Raw genomic sequence first — 16568 nt, forward strand, 5'->3', positions numbered from 1 at the left:
AGGCCCTTCCTATGGGGACTGATATCCTTAGCCGATACTGCCAACGAATAGGTGGTAGAAAGCTACAAATATATACAACTGCAAAATATTAAAGATTAAATAATAAAAAAATTAGCTATTGCCATACTTCGCTTTTCATGTTTAAATATATGAAACACGAATACAGATTACGGGGTGATGACTTGAAAGATAATGTAGCAGTTGGATTATTAGGCGTCGGTGTTGTTGGCTCCGGGGTCATTAATTTAATTGAAAAACATCAGGAGAAACTGGCCCACCAGTTGGGGTGTGGTGTCCATGTAAAAAGTGCACTCGTACGTAACCTTGATAAGCAGAGGGACACCGGTGCGGATATGAACGGTACTATGCTAACAACAGACCCGGATGCTGTCCTAGGTGACCCGGAAATTGACGTTGTTGTAGAAGTAATGGGCGGTATTGATGAAGCGCGTGAAGTCATCTTAAAAGCATTTAAAGCTAAAAAGCATGTCGTGACAGCGAATAAAGATTTGGTTGCCCTTCATGGGGGTGAGTTGCATGAGGCTGCTGAACGCAATAAATGCGACTTTTATTATGAAGCCAGCGTTGCCGGCGGAATTCCAATCTTAAGAGGGATCACCGACGGATTCGCATCCGACCATATTGAACAATTAATGGGCATCGTGAACGGTACGACCAATTACATAATGACAAAGATGAACCAGGAAGGACTCAGCTATGAGGCCGCATTACAAGAAGCGCAGGAACGCGGATTCGCCGAAGCTGATCCTGCATCAGATGTTGAAGGACTTGACGCTGCAAGGAAAATGGCCATTTTGGCACGACTTGCCTTCTCCACTTACATCGATCTTGAAGATGTAGAAGTAACAGGGATAAAAGATATTGATATAGTCGATCTGCAATATAGTGATAGTTTAGGATTCACAATGAAGCTGATTGGATTTGCTAATTTTGACGGCACACAAGTAGAAGTGAACGTTCAGCCGGTGCTTATTTCCAAACAGCATCCACTTGCAGATGTCAAAAATGAATATAATGCTGTGTATGTTTACGGTGAAGCAATTGGAGAGGCGATGTTCTATGGTGCAGGCGCCGGAAGTATGCCTACAGCATCAGCGGTTATATCTGATGTGGTTACAGTAATTAAAAACATGCACCGTGGCGTAACAGGCGGCCAATTTGTTGAGCCGCGTTTTAAGAAGCGTCTTAAATCTGATGAACAGCGATTTGGGGAGTATTACTTCCGTGTTCATGCTACCGATGAGGCTGGTGTATTCTCCAGGATTTCATCATTATTTAATGAGTTGGATATTAGCTTTAAACAAATATTGCAGAATCCATCAGAAGACGATGACGTAGCAGAAATTGTTGTCATAACCCATAGAACGTCACTGCACAATATGCAAAAAGCCTTAGAAGAACTGAAAAATCTGGAACAAGTAAAGGCTATCAAGAGTTTTTATAAAGTAGAAGGAGATGCTGACGCATGACATGGCAAGGCGTAATAAGACAATTCAGGACACAGCTGCCGGTGACAGACAGCACCCCGGAATTGTCACTTTATGAAGGCAATACACCACTTATTCACTTTCCGAATCTTTCCGAACAGCTTGGAATTGAATTATACGGCAAAACGGAAGGCATTAATCCTACAGGTTCATTTAAGGACAGAGGTATGGTTATGGCTGTTGCTAAGGCGGTGGAAGCGGGTAGTGAAGCCGTTATTTGTGCATCAACCGGGAATACGTCTGCTTCTGCTGCAGCCTACGCGGCTAGGGCTGGATTAAAGGCGATTGTCGTTATCCCGAAAGGAAAAATTGCTCTTGGAAAGCTTGCCCAGGCAGTGATGTATGGGGCATCCATTGTTGAAATTGATGGTAATTTTGACGATGCGTTGAAGATTGTAAGGAAATTAAGTGAAACTGAACCAGTGACATTGGTCAACTCGGTTAACCCATATCGATTAGAGGGGCAAAAAACAGCAGCCTTCGAGGTTTGTGAACAGCTTGGAACTGCACCGGATATTTTAAGTATTCCTGTCGGTAACGCTGGTAACATTAGCGCTTACTGGAAGGGGTTTACGGAATATAATGAAGTGAACAGAACCGGTTTACCAAAAATGTACGGTTTTGAGGCGGAGGGTGCTGCAGCCATTGTTCGTGAAGAAGTCATTACTCAGCCGGAGACCATTGCTACGGCCATACGAATCGGTAATCCGGCGAGTTGGCAGCTGGCACTCAAGGCACGGGATGAATCCGATGGGAAAATCGATTCCGTGACAGATGCGGAAATTGCCAATGCGTACAAGCTGCTTGCCAGTAGGGAGGGTGTATTTGCAGAGCCCGCATCTTGTGCTTCTGTAGCAGGTATAATCAAACAGTGTGAGGATGGATTGATTGCTAAGGGAGCAACAGTTGTAGCTGTTCTTACCGGAAATGGATTGAAAGATCCGCAAACGGCAATTGATCAGATAGATACTGCCCCGGTGACCTTACCAAATGATGAGGACGTAATTTTTGATTATATCAAGAAGCTGGTACGTGTATGAGACCATTTCGCATACACGTACCAGCCAGTTCGGCAAATATAGGCCCGGGGTTTGACTCTCTGGGCCTAGCGTTAGGTTTATATTTAACATTGGATGTAGCCACTGCAGAGACCCGGGAAGTTGTGCAATGTTCCCCGCATTTGCCTGAAATGCCAACTGGCGAGGATCATTATATTTTTCAAATAGCCGATCAAACGGCAGCACGCTGGCATAAAGAACTTCCGCCGTGTAAAGTAACGTTGCAGAGTGATATACCACTTGCCCGTGGACTTGGCAGCAGCGCTTCAGCGATTGTTGCTGGAATAGAGCTTGCCAATCAGCTGTGCAAGCTGTCTTTATCGCCAGAAGACAAGCTCACGTTTGGCAATGAGATTGAGGGACATCCGGATAATATCGCTCCGTCTATATTTGGCGGGCTGACGATAACCACAATCGCTGCCGGATCCGTTGATTGGATTCAAATGCCTGGTGTGGATGCCGATGTCGTTGTCTTTATCCCTGACCAAGATTTAAAAACTGCGGCAGCACGAAAGGTTCTGCCGGCTACTTATTCAAGGGAACTTGCTACAGCTGGAAGTTCCGTCAGCAATGTTTTTGTCGCATCATTGCTGTCTGGTAATTATCCCATGGCAGGCAAAATGATGGAAAATGATTTATTTCATGAGCCTTACCGGTCTGATTTGATTCCGAATTATAACGAAATCAGACGGCACGCTAAAGAAAATGGCGCATACGGAACCGTTATTAGCGGTGCAGGGCCAACAATGATATCACTTTTTCCAAAGGGAGAAGCAGATGCAATTGTCCCTCAACTACAAAGAATATTCCCTGCCTATGATATTAAACGAGTAGCCGTTGATTCTAAAGGGGTGAATACGACCTGGGGTTAATTCCTTTTGTCATCAGTCATTTCTCAACGTGAATATTTCTGAGCCTGACGAAGAAAATAGGTGAGGAATTATTCTTCGAGAGGGTGCTGAAAACAGATGGCTATACCACGAGAAAAAGGATTGGATCATACGCTTACCATGCTGTCGGAGGGCTATAATTATATTGGAAGCCGACGTAAGCGCTTTGCCTCAGATATTTTTCAAACTCGGCTATTAGGTAAGAAGGTTATTTGCATTGGCGGTGAGGAAGCCGCTGGAGTTTTTTATGACGAAGAAAAGTTTAAACGAAAAGGAGTGGCACCAAACCGGGTCAAGCAAACATTATTTGGAAAAAAAGGTGTACAGGGGTTGGATGGTGCTGCCCATAAGCATCGGAAACAGCTATTTATGTCACTAATGACACCTGAGCGGCTTAATAACTTGAAAGACATAACTGAAAAACAATGGGAAATTGCGGTGGCTAACTGGCAAGAGAAGAAAAAGTTCCCCCTTTTTCATGAAGCGGAGAAAATCATGTGTCGTATTGCTTGTCAATGGGCAGGCGTACCGTTATTCGCCAACGAGTTGAACAGGCGGACTAATGATCTCTCGGCAATGATTGATGCATTTGGAGCAGTCGGGCCGAGGCATTGGCGTGGACGAACAGCCCGTAACCGTTCCGAGCAATGGATTAGAAATATGATTGATCAGGTCCGTAATGGAAAACAACATCCAAATATGGATACCGCTTTGTATGCTATGGCGTGGCACCGTGATTTGAATGGTAACCTGCTGGATTTACAAACGTCTGCTGTGGAACTTCTAAATATAGTACGACCAATTGTGGCTATTGGTCGGTATGTTACATTCGGTGCACTGGCAATGCATGACTTTCCGGAAACGAACGAGAAATTAAAAACAGGTGATGATGGCTATAGCAGAATGTTTGTTCAGGAAGTTCGCCGTTATTATCCGTTTGGTCCATTTCTCGGTGCTAAGGTGCGTAACGATTTTACATGGGGAGGGCACCACTTTAAAAAGGATACACTTGTTTTCCTCGATATTTATGGCACCAACCATGACCCTGATTTGTGGAAAGAACCTTATACCTTCAATCCGGAGCGTTTCAAGGAATGGAAAGGCAGGCTTTTTGATTTTATCCCACAGGGCGGCGGTGATTACCATATGGGACATCGTTGTGCAGGGGAATGGGTGACGATAGAAGTGATGAAGGTGAGCCTGGAGTTTCTGGCGAACCACATGGATTATAAGGTGCCGAAACAGGATTTGCGGTATGACATGGTACGAATACCATCCTTACCGAAAAGCAGGTTTATGATAAGTGATGTGACGGCAAAATAAAGCACGACAAAATGTCCTTGTAAAAAGTTGTAAGGTTGTAAGTAGGTACCTTTGAAACGATGAAATTTATCGTTTCAAAGGTTATTTGTCTTAACATTCACTATAATGGCGAATGCCAAGTTTTTGTAGAATAAAAGGGTGGCTTTTCAAATAACGAACGGCCTGTTATGGTATTCATCCCATGACGGGAAGAGCCTGCAGGTGTGGCTGAATTTAGTATGAGTAGGTGGTAGAAACGTTAGGGAAAAGTATAGGTAAAAAAGTGCTGCAAGCTAGGGTCGCCACTAGTGAAGCGTATAAGCCAGATAGGCAAAATTAAACGGTATCTGGCGCAATGTTGTTGTATTGAAACGTTAAAGAGCGGTGGTTGGTACGGACTAAATTAATTCCTCGAGTGTTTTTCGAAACAGACGTTTAAATTGTAGTTCATCTTCGTTCGTGAAAGCTTTTGGTCCTTTTGTGCGTTTGCCGCTTTTACGTGCCATTGCATTTATATAGCGTGACTGCAGTAACTGATCGATGTTTCGGTTCGTGTAAGCAAACCCTTTGTGATGGAGAACAATACATCCTTTGGAGAGGGCGAGAGATGCCAGGCCGTAATCTTGTGTAATAATAATATCGTCGCTTTGTGCTAATTGCATAATCCGATAATCCGCAGCTTCAGCCCCTGTGTCAACATATACTGTTTTGACGCCGGATTGCTCGTCATCATGTGAAAAATGGGAAAAACTTTTCACGAGTATAACTGGAACAACATATTCGTGAGCAATGTCAACAATCGTTTGTTTAACTGGACAGGCATCCGCATCAACGTAAATTTTCATTAGTATCTTCCTCCGTTTTATATACAGCAATTTTAGCAGAGGAGATGTCATAAGACCAAGTACTTTGAATAAAAACGTCGATATGTCGAATATTGCTGATATAGACAAGAAATGACTAGTGAAGTGCAAATGGACCATCGCTTACAAGCTGTTAATAAAATTCCGCGCGAACGCATATGCATTTTACAAAATCATTTCTGAAGGAGGCGTTATTTATTTTTTAGCATCTGCAGTAGTATAGGACATAGCGTGTAATAATGGTGATTTCAAACCCCCTTAGTCGAGGAAGTTGCGTAATATGAGTGAAATTTGCGTGAAACAACTAGCGAGAAGAGGTGTGGTTTATTAGGGAGATCTAGGTATGGATTTCTTTGGAAAATGGACTTTATTAATAAATGTATAAGCAAATGGCCATACTATACGATAAACAGTGGTTTTTAGCGATTTTTATGAGTTGACGATTTATTTCATCATCACTATAATGAAAAACTATGTAAAAAAATAAACGAGCAAGCTGATGGTTTTAGAGAGATAGATGTAAATATATGGTTGCTGAGAAGCAATCATTTACCATCCAACGGTCTTTTATGACAACGAATTTAGGATGATAAAGACACTTGCTCCTAACATTTGGGAGGAAAAACGTGCAGAAAAAGAAAGTTAAAATGGATTGGACGACATTTGCAGTAAGTGGCGGATTCTTAATTTTATTTATTGTTTTATCACTCATGAACAGTGAAGCAGTATCAAATTGGATAACTACGCTTTTTGACTTTTCCGCAAAATATTTTGGGGCTTATTGGCAGGTCCTCATGTTCGGTAACTTTGTCATTGGGATATTTTTAGGCTTTTCAAGGTTCGGAAAGGTACGTCTTGGTGGAGCAAATGAGCCTAAGTATAGCTACTATCGCTGGGTTGCGATGATTTTAGTTACACTCCTGGCAAGTGGTGGTGTATTCTGGGCGGCAGCTGAACCAATGAATCACTATATGACGGAGCCTCCATTATTTGGCGGTGGAGAGTTTGAAAATATACCGGCTGCTTTTGCACAGGCATTTATGCATTGGGGCTTTTTCGCCTGGGCAATTCTGGGGACATTGGCTACCATTGTAATGATGTATGTGCACTATAGCAAAGGTTATCCTATGCGGCCGCGAGCGTTATTATTTCCGGTTTTCGGAGAGAAAATATTCCATAAGAGTATTATCGGTTCCGCGGCTGATATTTTTTCCATTATCGCAATCGCTGCGGGTACATTGGGACCTCTAGGTTTTCTTGGGTTACAGATATCATATGGTCTCAATCATATCTTTAACGTGCCAAATACTGTAACAGTAAGTGTTATGGTTATTGTCGTCCTTGTAGCGATTGCTGCAATCTCAGCTGCTACTGGCGTTGACAGAGGAATTCTTATCTTAAGCCGTGTTAATGTTGGTATGACTTTTGTGTTAGGTATTATTGTCTTGCTGATTGGCCCAACGTTTTTTATTATTGATTCATTCGTTGGTGGAATGGGAACTTACTTACAAAACTTCTTTACGATGAGTTTTTTCCGCGGTGATGATGCATGGCTCGGTTCGTGGACACTATTTTTCTGGGGCTGGTTTATTGGTTATGGCCCAATGCTGATCATCTTTATCAGTCGCATTTCCCGCGGGAGAACAATAAGGGAATTGATTATTGCGGTGTCCATCGTTGCGCCACTCGTTACGAATTTCTGGTTCTCCATTATAGGTGGTACAGGGGTCTTTTTTGAAATCGGCAACCCAGGCTCTGTATCGGGCGCCCTGAATGAAGCCGGAATGCCTGCTGCTGTTATGGCGATTATGGATCAATTGCCGATCGGCATGATTATGGCGGTTGCGTTTTTAGTTATATCGGTTATTTTCGTAGCAACAACTGCAGATACAATATCTTATACAGTTGCTGTAACACTAACTGGTAACGATCAACCTAAACGATGGTTGCGTGTATTTTGGGCGTTAATTTTCGGTGTAACAGCAATGGTAATCCTGACCATTGGAGAAGGAAGCATAACGGCTATCCAGAATTCGATTGTCATTACCGCTGTACCTGTATCGTTTCTGTTATTGCCGCCGTTATGGAACGCACCGCAAATTGCTAAAAAGATGGCGCTGGAACAGGGGCTTATGTGGGAAAGACCACGAAAAGGAAGATCAATTAAGGTTTACAATAGAAAGTAATAGGGGTACCTTAGGGTGCTCCTTTTTTTTTAGAAGATAAGAAACTACTAAATTTATCGATATAATTTTTACTTGCAAGCTTAAGACACGTCCGGATCCAGCGCCTTTGTTCGATTGCCATCTGTTATCGATATAAATTTTGTGTATTTTTTGATATACTTGATAGTATCAAGGGAGGCGTAACGGTTGAATCAAGCAAAACAATTGCAAAAAGATGCAAATAATATATTGAAACAGACAAGCCGTACATTTTACGTACCAATAACATTACTAAAATCACCATTGAAACAAACAGTTGGATCGGCCTATCTATGCATGCGTGCTGTTGATGAGATAGAGGACCATGTAGAATTGAACGTACAAACAAAACAGTATCTGCTAAGGTCAACAAGCGCATTATTGCAACATCCGTTTAACGACCAGGCATACCGGGAATTGTTGCGGCCCTATGAGTCTTTACTTCCAGAAGTAACGGTAAGGTTGGGAGATTGGATTCGTCTATGCCCGGATGGGATTGTTGATAAAGTTAAAGAATCGACAAGCATCATGGCTGCCGGAATGGCTGACTGGGCGGAAAAAGGCTGGCATATTAAAACGAAAGAAGACCTTGATGATTATACATATTACGTTGCTGGTCTCGTAGGTGTCATGCTGTCAGACATCTGGAAATGGTATGACGGGACGGAAACAGATCGTGAGCTTGCGATAGGCTATGGACGCGGACTACAAGCAGTGAATATATTGCGCAACCAGGACGAGGACAGTGAACGTGGTGTGAACTTTGTACCAAATGGTTGGAATCGGGATGACATGTTTCACTACACCGAAAGTAATCTTGCGCAGGCTGACGAGTATATGAAGGCTATTAAGACCCGTAATATTCTGCTGTTTTGCAGAATCCCGCTTGCATTGGCAAAGCGGACGGTCAAAGCATTGAAAGAGGGCCGGGAAAAGATTTCCAGGTATGAAGTGGAGACAATTGTAGAGGAAATGAAGGATGATTAGAAAAAGACCGCTAATAAGAGCGGTCTCTTTTGTGCTGTTATTTATTTTTATAGGGGTTTTGGCGCTCTGATAGAAAGTGCAACCGGGGAATATGATAATAGTGTAATTGAACCTTCCAAGTATATCGTGAACATTATTTTAGGCTTTTGGCATTACTTTTTAAAAGGTAAGAAAATTTAGTGATTTAACTTTTGCTGCCAGGCTAGGCTACGTCCGGCTTCGACGTACAGGACGTACTAGTGCCGGCGTTGCGACAGAGGACGTCGCGTTCTTAGCCTGCAAGGGCACTTGCGCCTTTGTTAGTAGCACTGGAACGATTGGATGTTATCTAAGTCAATACCATAGTATACCCATCTGTTCCTCCGCCATCTGAATCCGGCGATAGAACGTGGGCCGATGAAAATTGGGAAGAACCAGAAAGCATCCCATCGAAGCCAGATATACGTAAATTGGAATAAACATCCTCTAATAGCGCCAGGGTCAACCGCATAAGCACTAATACCTCCTGGACCTTGTTGCATTTTTGGTTGCTGTGGTGTGAATGACGGCGGTGGTGAACTCGGTGCGCTGACTTGCTGTTGACCTCCCGGATAACCGGATGGCTCTCCGAATGAAGGCCCGCCCCCACATGCCATGGTGGTCCGGATGGCCCGCCGAATGGAGATCCTCCGCCAGGTACATTACCCTGAGACCATGGAAAATTAAATATCCTTTCATCATCATATGGTTGCTGGTTATGATTCATAGCTTACTTCCTCCTTTAATAAGCCTTCTCTTTACTATATGGGAATTGGTCTAATGATGTATGGGCGAATCGATAGGTATTGTTTTTTAATTAGACTTTTTGCCTATTTTTCCGCCCAATTGCAGAACCCATCTAATCCATTTACGAAAAAACAGCCTTACCATCAATGATGGAAAGGCTGTTGTACGTTGGGTTTTTATTCAGCTGGAATTCCTTTTGTCCATTTATCAATTAGATCTGGATTATCCTTAATAAATTGCCGCGCAACTTTTTCCGGGTCTTTGTCCTCTGCAAATACTTGAGGCATGAGTTTTTCAATCATCTCATAGGATTCCGTATACTGGTTGATGAACTTGAAGGCCGCCGGAGCATTATCTTTCAAATCTTTATGAGCGACAATACTAATATGTCCACCATCGCCACCATACGTGCCTTTAGGATCTTTCAGCATGTTTAAATCCATTACACCAAACGTCCAGTGCGGCTTCCAAAGTGTAACAACAATAGGTTCTTTATTTTCAATCGCGGATTTTAACTCGGTAATCATGGCAGCTTCAGAGCTGTGCTGGAGTTCCCACTTATCCAGCCCGTAATCCTTAATGGCTTGATCTGTTAAGCTCATAATACCGGCACCTGAGTCTATACCCGTAATCTTCCAATTAACTTTCTCGCCAAGTTCCGTATTGCCTTTCAAGTCTTCTACAGAATTAATATCTTCCATATAGGTTGGTACTGTTAAAGCTAACGGTGCTTTGTCAAGTGTTTGATTTACTTCCACAACTTGATCTTTATACTTCTCCCAATATTGTTTTTGGCTCTCCGGCAACCATGCAGATGCTGTGAAATCAGCTGATCCATCAGCAACACTGGCCCACATTGGTCCAGTTTCAACTTGCTTCACATCAACATTATATCCAATATCCTCTAGTACTTCTCCCATTAAATAACTTACAACTGTTTCTCGCGCCCATGCAACGTAAGGAATCGTTAAATCCTTCTTCCCTAGTTCGGGGCCGCTGTTTTCTTCCGTATGTACATTTTTCCCTTCACTATTTTCTGAAGATCCAGTAGCTTCCGTCTGCTTTCGCCTTCACTGCACGCTGCCAATAACATCACGGAAAGCATCAAGGTCAAAGCTAAACCTGATAAATAACGTTTTTTTAGCATGTACTAAATACACTCCTTTTTTCTTTTTGCATGTTGCTCATTGTAAGATAGACTTTCTGAAAAATCTAATGCAAAAAAGAACCTTTAAGGAGTAAATAAAAGCATTTAGGGTGATCGTAGTTATTTAAATGACACTGCCTCCGATTTAATCGTATTTCTTGGCTGATGCTTTCCAGAATAGTACTTACACGCTGCTAACAGGAAAAGTTTTACTTCGAGATGCAGTGGATTGACATCTGTTAGTTGCCGTTTCTTACTACATATATTAAAGGTTTTCGACGACTGCTTCTATATTTTCCGCTTTTGTAATAGCTGAAATAACAGAAACTCCATCCGCACCAGCATTGATCACCGATGCTGCATTTTGTTCATTAATGCCGCCAATTCCCACAATTGGTATGTCAGGATAGTGATGCTTCAGTACTTTAATCCACTCGGTACCGACTGCTTGTTTGACATCGTCTTTGGTTGACGTTGAAAAAATCGGTCCGGCACCAAGGTAGTCAGCGAGATGAACCGGGCTACTATCTACTTCATGCTGATTGGAGACAGACAGTCCGATGATTTTATCCGGAAACCTCTCTCGTAATTCATCCAGTCGCATATCGTCCTGACCGACATGGATGCCGTCAGCTTCCAGTGGTTCGGCCAGTTCAATGTCATCATTAACAAAAAACATTACATGGTGCCGGGCGCAAATGTCACGGAGTTTGAAACCTAATTCCCGCTTTTCCTTGCCGGTCAGTGAGCCTTTTCCTTTTTCACGGAATTGAAAAGCAGTAATGCCGGCTTTTGCTGCTTCCTCTAAAATAGTCGTGGGATCGTGGTCACAGTTCTGGCTTCCCATGATGAAGTATTTTCGTAAGTTCATATGTTACTTCCTTTCCAGCTTGCTAGGATCAAAGGATAATGCATCGATAAAGTGGGGCAAGAATGTTCCGGGTCCGTTGACATCTGTTTGTTTGGCGGCATATTCAGCAGCCAGTCCATAAAAGTTTACTGCTGCTAAAGTCTGTTTTTGAACATTATTGTTTGTTGTCAGGCAAGCTGTTAAGACAGAACCAAGCAGGCATCCTGCACCGGTTATTTTTCCTAAAAATGGATGACCTGTGGTGTTATGCTCAATCTCACCACTAGTGCATAAGACATCTGTTTGCCCGGTGACAACGGCAGTACATTGATACATCTCGGCCACCTTTGAAGCTATCTCGTCTGCATTGCCATCCCCAATTGATTCAACGCCCTTCGTCTCCCACGGAATTTCGACGAGGTGTGCAAGCTCACCTGCATTTCCCTTGAGGACAGTCGGCTGTACGTCACTTAAAATCTTTTTTACCGCAGTTGTCCGGAATGGGGTTGCCGCAACACCGACCGGGTCAATGACAATTGGAATTCCTTTTTCATTGGCAGCTTTACCGGCACGAACCATGGAATCTAGCTCGTTAGCGGTTAATGTGCCTATATTAAGCAGAACGCCATCCGCATTAGCAGCCATGTCAGCGGCTTCCTCTTCAGCCTTGGCCATCACTGGTGCTGCTCCAAATGATAGCAATCCATTTGCCGAAAAGTTCATGACTACCTGATTGGTCAGATGATGGATCAGTGGGGTTGTTTCACGCACTTCTAGAATAATTGTTTTATTCATTTTACTACACCAATTCCTTTCGCAGTGCCCAATGGTTAGTTGGACCACTTCCATTGCCAATGGGAAATGAATGGCGAATAGCCGCGGTCACATATTCTTTTGCTTTTTGTACGGCTTCCGGCAATGGATACCCGTGGCTCATATACGCTGCGATGGCCGCAGAATAAGTACATCCGGTCCCGTGTGTGTTGTTTGTATTAATGCGTTCCGCTGAAAGGGTGTGAGTCGTGTTTCCATCATATAGAAAATCCACAGCCTCTCCCTGCATGTGACCACCTTTAACTAAAGCAGCACCTGCGCCGTACTCGTGGACAATCTGTTTGGCGGCCTGCTGCATATCCTCGAGCGTATCTATCGTCCTGTCGGTGATGACCTCTGCTTCCGGTATGTTCGGTGTTGTCACTGTTGTCAGCGGAAGAAGATTTTCACGTAAATATATTTGCGCATCTTCAGCAATTAATCGGTCACCACTTGCTGCAACCATGACCGGATCCATAATATATGGAATGTCCAGTGGGGAAATCTTTTCAGCTACCGCCTGCATAATATCGATATTGGCAAGCATACCGGTTTTAAACGCTTGGAAAGGGATATCGGAAATAACCGATTCCAGTTGCTGTTTAATCATGGATGTAGGCATATGCTGTACATCCTGGACACCTGTTGTATTTTGCGCGACAACCGAGGTGATGACGGACATCGCGTATGATTGCAACTCTTGAAACGTTTTTAAGTCTGCCTGAATACCGGCACCACCGCTTGGGTCTGTGCCGGCAATCGTCAATGACGCAGGAATATAGTTCATGATATAGCCTCCTTATATATGGTTCGCTAATAAATTTGCACGTTTAACTTTTGACACAACAAACCAGCCGATAAAAGCTCCGGAAATACTACTAACTAGAAACGATGGCAAAAAGAAAAATGCCCCGGCAGAACTGCCCATCAGAATACGCGCAAATGGCACAGCAAAAAGTGAACCGATTATTCCGGTACCAATTGCCTCTCCAACTGCAGCTAAAGCTTTTTTATTAGTTTTTTTATAGAGATAGCCGGCTAAAAATGCACCGACCATACCACCGGGAAAAGCAAGCAATGTACCAAGCCCAAGCATATTTCGGAGTAGACCGATCATGAAGGCGATGCCGACTGCCGGACCAGGACCAAGTGTGACTGCGGCCATGACATTGACTGCATGTTGCACCGGGTAAGCTTTGGCTACACCGGCCGGGAACCATAGTAATTGTGCCCCGAGTGTTCCAATCGCGACGAAAACGGCCATCGTCGTTAATAATCGTGTACGGTTCAAGCAAATCCTCCTTTCGTTCGGGGCGGATCCAAAGAACAAAGGCGAAAGCGCTGTTGCAGGCTAAGAACGCGTCGGAACCGGACGTGGCCTAACCTTGCAAGTAAAAGCTATATCGCTAAATTTTATAGTTTCTTACCTTTTGAAAAAGCCAGATCCATAGACTGGACCTGGCTTGAAATAGCTGATAGCAATTTACCGTCAGACTACTTCCCTACGCTGGTATTAACCAGGTCAGGTCCGTAAGAGTCGGAAAGCATAAACGCCCTTTCCTCTCAGCCCACAATTGCTGGGCACCCCTAGTAGTACTAAAGTTATTTTATTATTTATTAGTGTATCAGAGAAAAGTCCGTTTGTCATATGCTTTTCGGAAATTTCAAATGAACTATGATTTAGCATATTAACTGTGGGAAAACAGCAATAGTTTTATGATACAATCATACTAGTATACTAATTTGAATAATATAGCATCGTTTGCAAAACATATAGAGTAACATAAAATGTGAACGTGGGGGAGGGTAAAGGCGTGAATAGAACGGGAGAAATTGTATTAACGATCGTAGGCGCATTAATTTATGGCTTTTTTGCCGCGGTTGGGGCATTTATGGTTTGGATTTTTAACAATGAAGTGATTCGGAACAAAGCAAAAGAAGAAGTCAAACAGCAGCAGCCTGAAGTAGCAACAGGTGATCTTGATACCATACTGGAACTGTTTCAGGGCGGTGGTTGGTTTCTAATTATTGTCTCTGTGCTTGCGCTGGTTGTTGGGATTGTTTCCATCTTTCTCATGAAAGGTGATAAAAATTCAAAGGTTGCAGGCATTATGTTGATTGTGACAGCCGTTATCGGTGCAATTATTACTGTTGGTGCCGGAATATTTAGTGGATTATTCTACCTGATTGCTGGTATTATGTGCCTTGCACGGAAAAAACAGTCCACCATAACCATGGAATAGGTAACAGGTGCCCTCCACTTAGATTTACGAAATGTTTAAGGAGGTCTTGTTGCCCTTTTAAGTGGCCAATTCAGTTATTTCTTGACTTTTCCTTTTACTTGGTTTGTCTTATTGGATATACAAGTGCGCGGAACAATTTTTTAGAATGTTCACAATAACACATATAAACCGTTATATTAGTGATAGATTTGAAATGGAGGAAGGGAGATTAATGGGAATGGAAGAACTTAATGCACATGATAATGATTCACGATATAAGGTAGCCAACCGGGAGGCGCTCGTTGGGATTGGACTGGTGATCTTTAATTTTGTCTGGTGGTTTGCGTTTGCCTATGGACTTGGGGGCAAGGACCCATCAGAGTATACATATGTTTTCGGACTACCTGCATGGTTTTTTTACAGCTGTGTGCTCGGATTTATTATTATGGCTGTGCTGGTAACGGTTGTGGTTAAAAAGTGGTTTGCGGAAGTTTCGTTTGAGAAAGAGGGAGAAGAAAGATGAATTGGCAAGCATTAGTCCCATTAATCGGCTTGTTGCTCGTTATTTTTGGTGCCGGTATGTGGGCCGGTAAATATATAAAATCGTCGAATACATTCATGCAAGATTATTTTCTCGGTGGGAGAAGCCTTGGCGGATTTGTCCTGGCAATGACGATGACGGCAACCTATGGCAGTGCAAGTAGCTTTATTGGTGGTCCAGGCACAGCTTATACACAGGGGCTCGGCTGGGTGCTCTTAGCAATGACGCAGGTTTCGACCGGGTATTTTGTGCTGATGGTTTTAGGTAAAAAATTTGCTATTGTAACGCGTAAGTATCATGCGCTTACTATGGTTGATTTTTTGAAAGAGCGTTATCGTTCCAAATGGGTTGTTTTGTTATCGGCATTTAGCATTATTATTTTCTTATTTTCCGCAATGGCAGCACAGTGGATCGGCGGTGCTCGGCTGATTGAATCATTGGTCGGGATTCCGTATACAACGGCTTTATTCATTTTTGCTTTATTCGTTTTGATTTATGTAACCATCGGCGGTTTCCGTGCGGTAGCATTGACTGACGCCATTCAAGGAACAATTATGTTTGTCGGGACCCTTATACTGTTGGTTGCCACTATTATCGCTGGAGGCGGTATTTCTAATATCATAACTGATCTTACCGCGGAAAACCCGAACTTGATTACCCCATATGGTGCGGATGGAAGTCTAACACCCGCTTATGTATCGTCGTTCTGGATTCTTGTCGGTGTTGGGGTTGTAGCCTTACCGCAAATCGCTGTTCGGGCGATGTCCTATAAAGACTCCCGCTCCATGCATCGTGCGCTGATTATCGGCACCATTGTTGTCGGTGTAATTATGTTAAACATGCATTTGATTGGTGTATTTACACGCCCAATATTACCTGGTATTGAAGTGGGCGATAAAGTGATGCCGCTCATTGCGCTGGAAGTGTTGCCGAACTGGCTGGCAGGTATCGTACTTGCGGCCCCGATGGCAGCGATTATGTCGACGGTTGATTCCTTGCTGTTGTTGGTTAGTTCCGCAATCGTGAAGGATGTTTATTTAAATTACGTAGAACCGAAAGCATCCCATCAGCGCGTCAAGCGATTAAGTATCGGAATCACTGCGGTTCTTGGGATTGTTGTATTTGTTATGGCCTTGAATCCACCTGATCTCATTATCTGGCTGAATTTATTTGCGTTCGGCGGTCTGGAGGCGGCATTTATTTGGCCGGTTGTCATGGGGTTATATTGGAAAAAAGGCAATAAATACGGTGCACTTGCTTCCATGGTTGCTGGGATAGGATTATATATTTTATCTGATTCCTTCTTTCCGAAGCCATTTGGACTACATTCGGTTGTCATGCCGGTTGTGATAGCGTTCGTTGCTTATGTATCCGTGAGCCTGGGGACGCGTAAGAAAATGCTCGTGGAGGAGGCATAA

Annotated in this window: 17 protein-coding genes and 1 riboswitch; of the genes, 9 read left to right on the plus strand and 8 right to left on the minus strand. The window is 43.3% G+C overall.

Annotated features, from left to right (window positions below):
- The first annotated feature begins 182 nt into the window (after positions 1 to 182).
- The 4 genes from FFL34_RS10250 (at position 183) to FFL34_RS10265 (ending at position 4779) form a co-directional block, all read left to right on the plus strand.
- Positions 183 to 1490 carry a homoserine dehydrogenase gene (locus FFL34_RS10250; protein WP_138603361.1) on the plus strand — a complete coding sequence of 436 codons (1308 nt, stop codon included), beginning with the start codon at positions 183 to 185 and terminating at the stop codon, positions 1488 to 1490.
- Positions 1487 to 2548 carry a threonine synthase gene (thrC, locus tag FFL34_RS10255; protein WP_138603362.1) on the plus strand — a complete coding sequence of 354 codons (1062 nt, stop codon included), beginning with the start codon at positions 1487 to 1489 and terminating at the stop codon, positions 2546 to 2548. Before FFL34_RS10250 ends, thrC begins: the two co-directional genes overlap by 4 nt.
- On the plus strand, positions 2545 to 3438 hold the full coding sequence (gene thrB / locus FFL34_RS10260; protein WP_138603363.1) for a homoserine kinase: 894 nt from the start codon (positions 2545 to 2547) through the stop codon (positions 3436 to 3438). Before thrC ends, thrB begins: the two co-directional genes overlap by 4 nt.
- Positions 3439 to 3534: 96 nt before the next feature.
- Positions 3535 to 4779 (plus strand): cytochrome P450, encoded by a 1245-nt coding sequence (locus tag FFL34_RS10265; protein ID WP_138603364.1) that lies wholly within the window; start codon positions 3535 to 3537, stop codon positions 4777 to 4779.
- A gap of 377 nt (positions 4780 to 5156) precedes the next feature.
- Here FFL34_RS10265 and FFL34_RS10270 read toward each other — a convergent pair whose 3' ends face one another.
- Positions 5157 to 5603 (minus strand): YaiI/YqxD family protein, encoded by a 447-nt coding sequence (locus FFL34_RS10270; protein WP_138603365.1) that lies wholly within the window; start codon positions 5601 to 5603, stop codon positions 5157 to 5159.
- Between the two features lie 665 nt (positions 5604 to 6268).
- On the opposite strand from FFL34_RS10270, the gene FFL34_RS10275 reads away from it, so the two are divergent.
- The gene (locus FFL34_RS10275; protein WP_138604717.1) at positions 6269 to 7807 is read left to right on the plus strand and encodes a BCCT family transporter; all 1539 of its coding nucleotides are present in this window, start codon (positions 6269 to 6271) and stop codon (positions 7805 to 7807) included.
- 186 nt (positions 7808 to 7993) lie between these two features.
- Positions 7994 to 8812 carry a squalene/phytoene synthase family protein gene (locus FFL34_RS10280; protein ID WP_138603366.1) on the plus strand — a complete coding sequence of 273 codons (819 nt, stop codon included), beginning with the start codon at positions 7994 to 7996 and terminating at the stop codon, positions 8810 to 8812.
- A gap of 328 nt (positions 8813 to 9140) precedes the next feature.
- On the opposite strand, the gene FFL34_RS10285 is transcribed toward FFL34_RS10280, so the two are convergent.
- The 7 genes from FFL34_RS10285 to thiW all read right to left on the minus strand — a co-directional run bounded on the left by FFL34_RS10285 (position 9141) and on the right by thiW (position 13678).
- Positions 9141 to 9557, minus strand: a complete 417-nt coding sequence (locus tag FFL34_RS10285) for a hypothetical protein (protein ID WP_325053270.1) — start codon at positions 9555 to 9557, stop codon at positions 9141 to 9143.
- A gap of 196 nt (positions 9558 to 9753) precedes the next feature.
- The gene (locus tag FFL34_RS10290) at positions 9754 to 10497 is read right to left on the minus strand and encodes a glycine betaine ABC transporter substrate-binding protein (protein WP_234031471.1); all 744 of its coding nucleotides are present in this window, start codon (positions 10495 to 10497) and stop codon (positions 9754 to 9756) included.
- Positions 10498 to 10559: 62 nt separating this feature from the next.
- Positions 10560 to 10724 carry a hypothetical protein gene (locus tag FFL34_RS18630; protein WP_234031472.1) on the minus strand — a complete coding sequence of 55 codons (165 nt, stop codon included), beginning with the start codon at positions 10722 to 10724 and terminating at the stop codon, positions 10560 to 10562.
- 265 nt (positions 10725 to 10989) lie between these two features.
- Positions 10990 to 11595, minus strand: coding sequence for a thiamine phosphate synthase (gene thiE, locus FFL34_RS18460; RefSeq protein WP_199799051.1), 606 nt, complete (start codon positions 11593 to 11595; stop codon positions 10990 to 10992).
- Between the two features lie 3 nt (positions 11596 to 11598).
- Positions 11599 to 12369, minus strand: coding sequence for a hydroxyethylthiazole kinase (thiM, locus tag FFL34_RS18465; protein WP_199799052.1), 771 nt, complete (start codon positions 12367 to 12369; stop codon positions 11599 to 11601).
- Between the two features lie 4 nt (positions 12370 to 12373).
- Positions 12374 to 13174 carry a bifunctional hydroxymethylpyrimidine kinase/phosphomethylpyrimidine kinase gene (thiD, locus tag FFL34_RS10300; RefSeq protein WP_138603367.1) on the minus strand — a complete coding sequence of 267 codons (801 nt, stop codon included), beginning with the start codon at positions 13172 to 13174 and terminating at the stop codon, positions 12374 to 12376.
- A gap of 12 nt (positions 13175 to 13186) precedes the next feature.
- Positions 13187 to 13678, minus strand: coding sequence for an energy coupling factor transporter S component ThiW (gene thiW, locus FFL34_RS10305; protein ID WP_138603368.1), 492 nt, complete (start codon positions 13676 to 13678; stop codon positions 13187 to 13189).
- 191 nt (positions 13679 to 13869) lie between these two features.
- Positions 13870 to 13986, minus strand: a riboswitch (TPP riboswitch).
- Positions 13987 to 14201: 215 nt separating this feature from the next.
- Here thiW and FFL34_RS10310 point away from each other — a divergent pair.
- From FFL34_RS10310 to panF, 3 genes are all read left to right on the plus strand, one after another.
- On the plus strand, positions 14202 to 14630 hold the full coding sequence (locus FFL34_RS10310) for a DUF4064 domain-containing protein (RefSeq protein WP_138603369.1): 429 nt from the start codon (positions 14202 to 14204) through the stop codon (positions 14628 to 14630).
- Between the two features lie 217 nt (positions 14631 to 14847).
- Positions 14848 to 15132 carry a YhdT family protein gene (locus tag FFL34_RS10315; RefSeq protein WP_138603370.1) on the plus strand — a complete coding sequence of 95 codons (285 nt, stop codon included), beginning with the start codon at positions 14848 to 14850 and terminating at the stop codon, positions 15130 to 15132.
- A complete protein-coding gene (gene panF, locus FFL34_RS10320; protein ID WP_138603371.1) occupies positions 15129 to 16568 on the plus strand; it encodes a sodium/pantothenate symporter in 1440 nt (479 codons plus the stop codon). The genes FFL34_RS10315 and panF overlap by 4 nt, the downstream gene beginning before the upstream one ends.

This window comes from Lentibacillus cibarius, from assembly GCF_005887555.1.
Lineage (GTDB): Bacteria > Bacillota > Bacilli > Bacillales > Amphibacillaceae > Lentibacillus > Lentibacillus cibarius.

Coding starts and splice junctions, on each gene's coding strand:
- thrC (WP_138603362.1), top strand. CDS start 1,487: ATGACATGGCAAGGCGTAATAAGACAATTCAGGACACAGCTGCCGGTG.
- thrB (WP_138603363.1), top strand. CDS start 2,545: ATGAGACCATTTCGCATACACGTACCAGCCAGTTCGGCAAATATAGGC.
- FFL34_RS10265 (WP_138603364.1), top strand. CDS start 3,535: ATGGCTATACCACGAGAAAAAGGATTGGATCATACGCTTACCATGCTG.
- FFL34_RS10270 (WP_138603365.1), bottom strand. CDS start 5,603: ATGAAAATTTACGTTGATGCGGATGCCTGTCCAGTTAAACAAACGATT.
- FFL34_RS10275 (WP_138604717.1), top strand. CDS start 6,269: ATGGATTGGACGACATTTGCAGTAAGTGGCGGATTCTTAATTTTATTT.
- FFL34_RS10285 (WP_325053270.1), bottom strand. CDS start 9,557: ATGAATCATAACCAGCAACCATATGATGATGAAAGGATATTTAATTTT.
- FFL34_RS10290 (WP_234031471.1), bottom strand. CDS start 10,497: ATGGGAGAAGTACTAGAGGATATTGGATATAATGTTGATGTGAAGCAA.
- FFL34_RS18630 (WP_234031472.1), bottom strand. CDS start 10,724: ATGCTAAAAAAACGTTATTTATCAGGTTTAGCTTTGACCTTGATGCTT.
- thiE (WP_199799051.1), bottom strand. CDS start 11,595: ATGAACTTACGAAAATACTTCATCATGGGAAGCCAGAACTGTGACCAC.
- thiM (WP_199799052.1), bottom strand. CDS start 12,369: ATGAATAAAACAATTATTCTAGAAGTGCGTGAAACAACCCCACTGATC.
- thiD (WP_138603367.1), bottom strand. CDS start 13,174: ATGAACTATATTCCTGCGTCATTGACGATTGCCGGCACAGACCCAAGC.
- FFL34_RS10315 (WP_138603370.1), top strand. CDS start 14,848: ATGGAAGAACTTAATGCACATGATAATGATTCACGATATAAGGTAGCC.
- panF (WP_138603371.1), top strand. CDS start 15,129: ATGAATTGGCAAGCATTAGTCCCATTAATCGGCTTGTTGCTCGTTATT.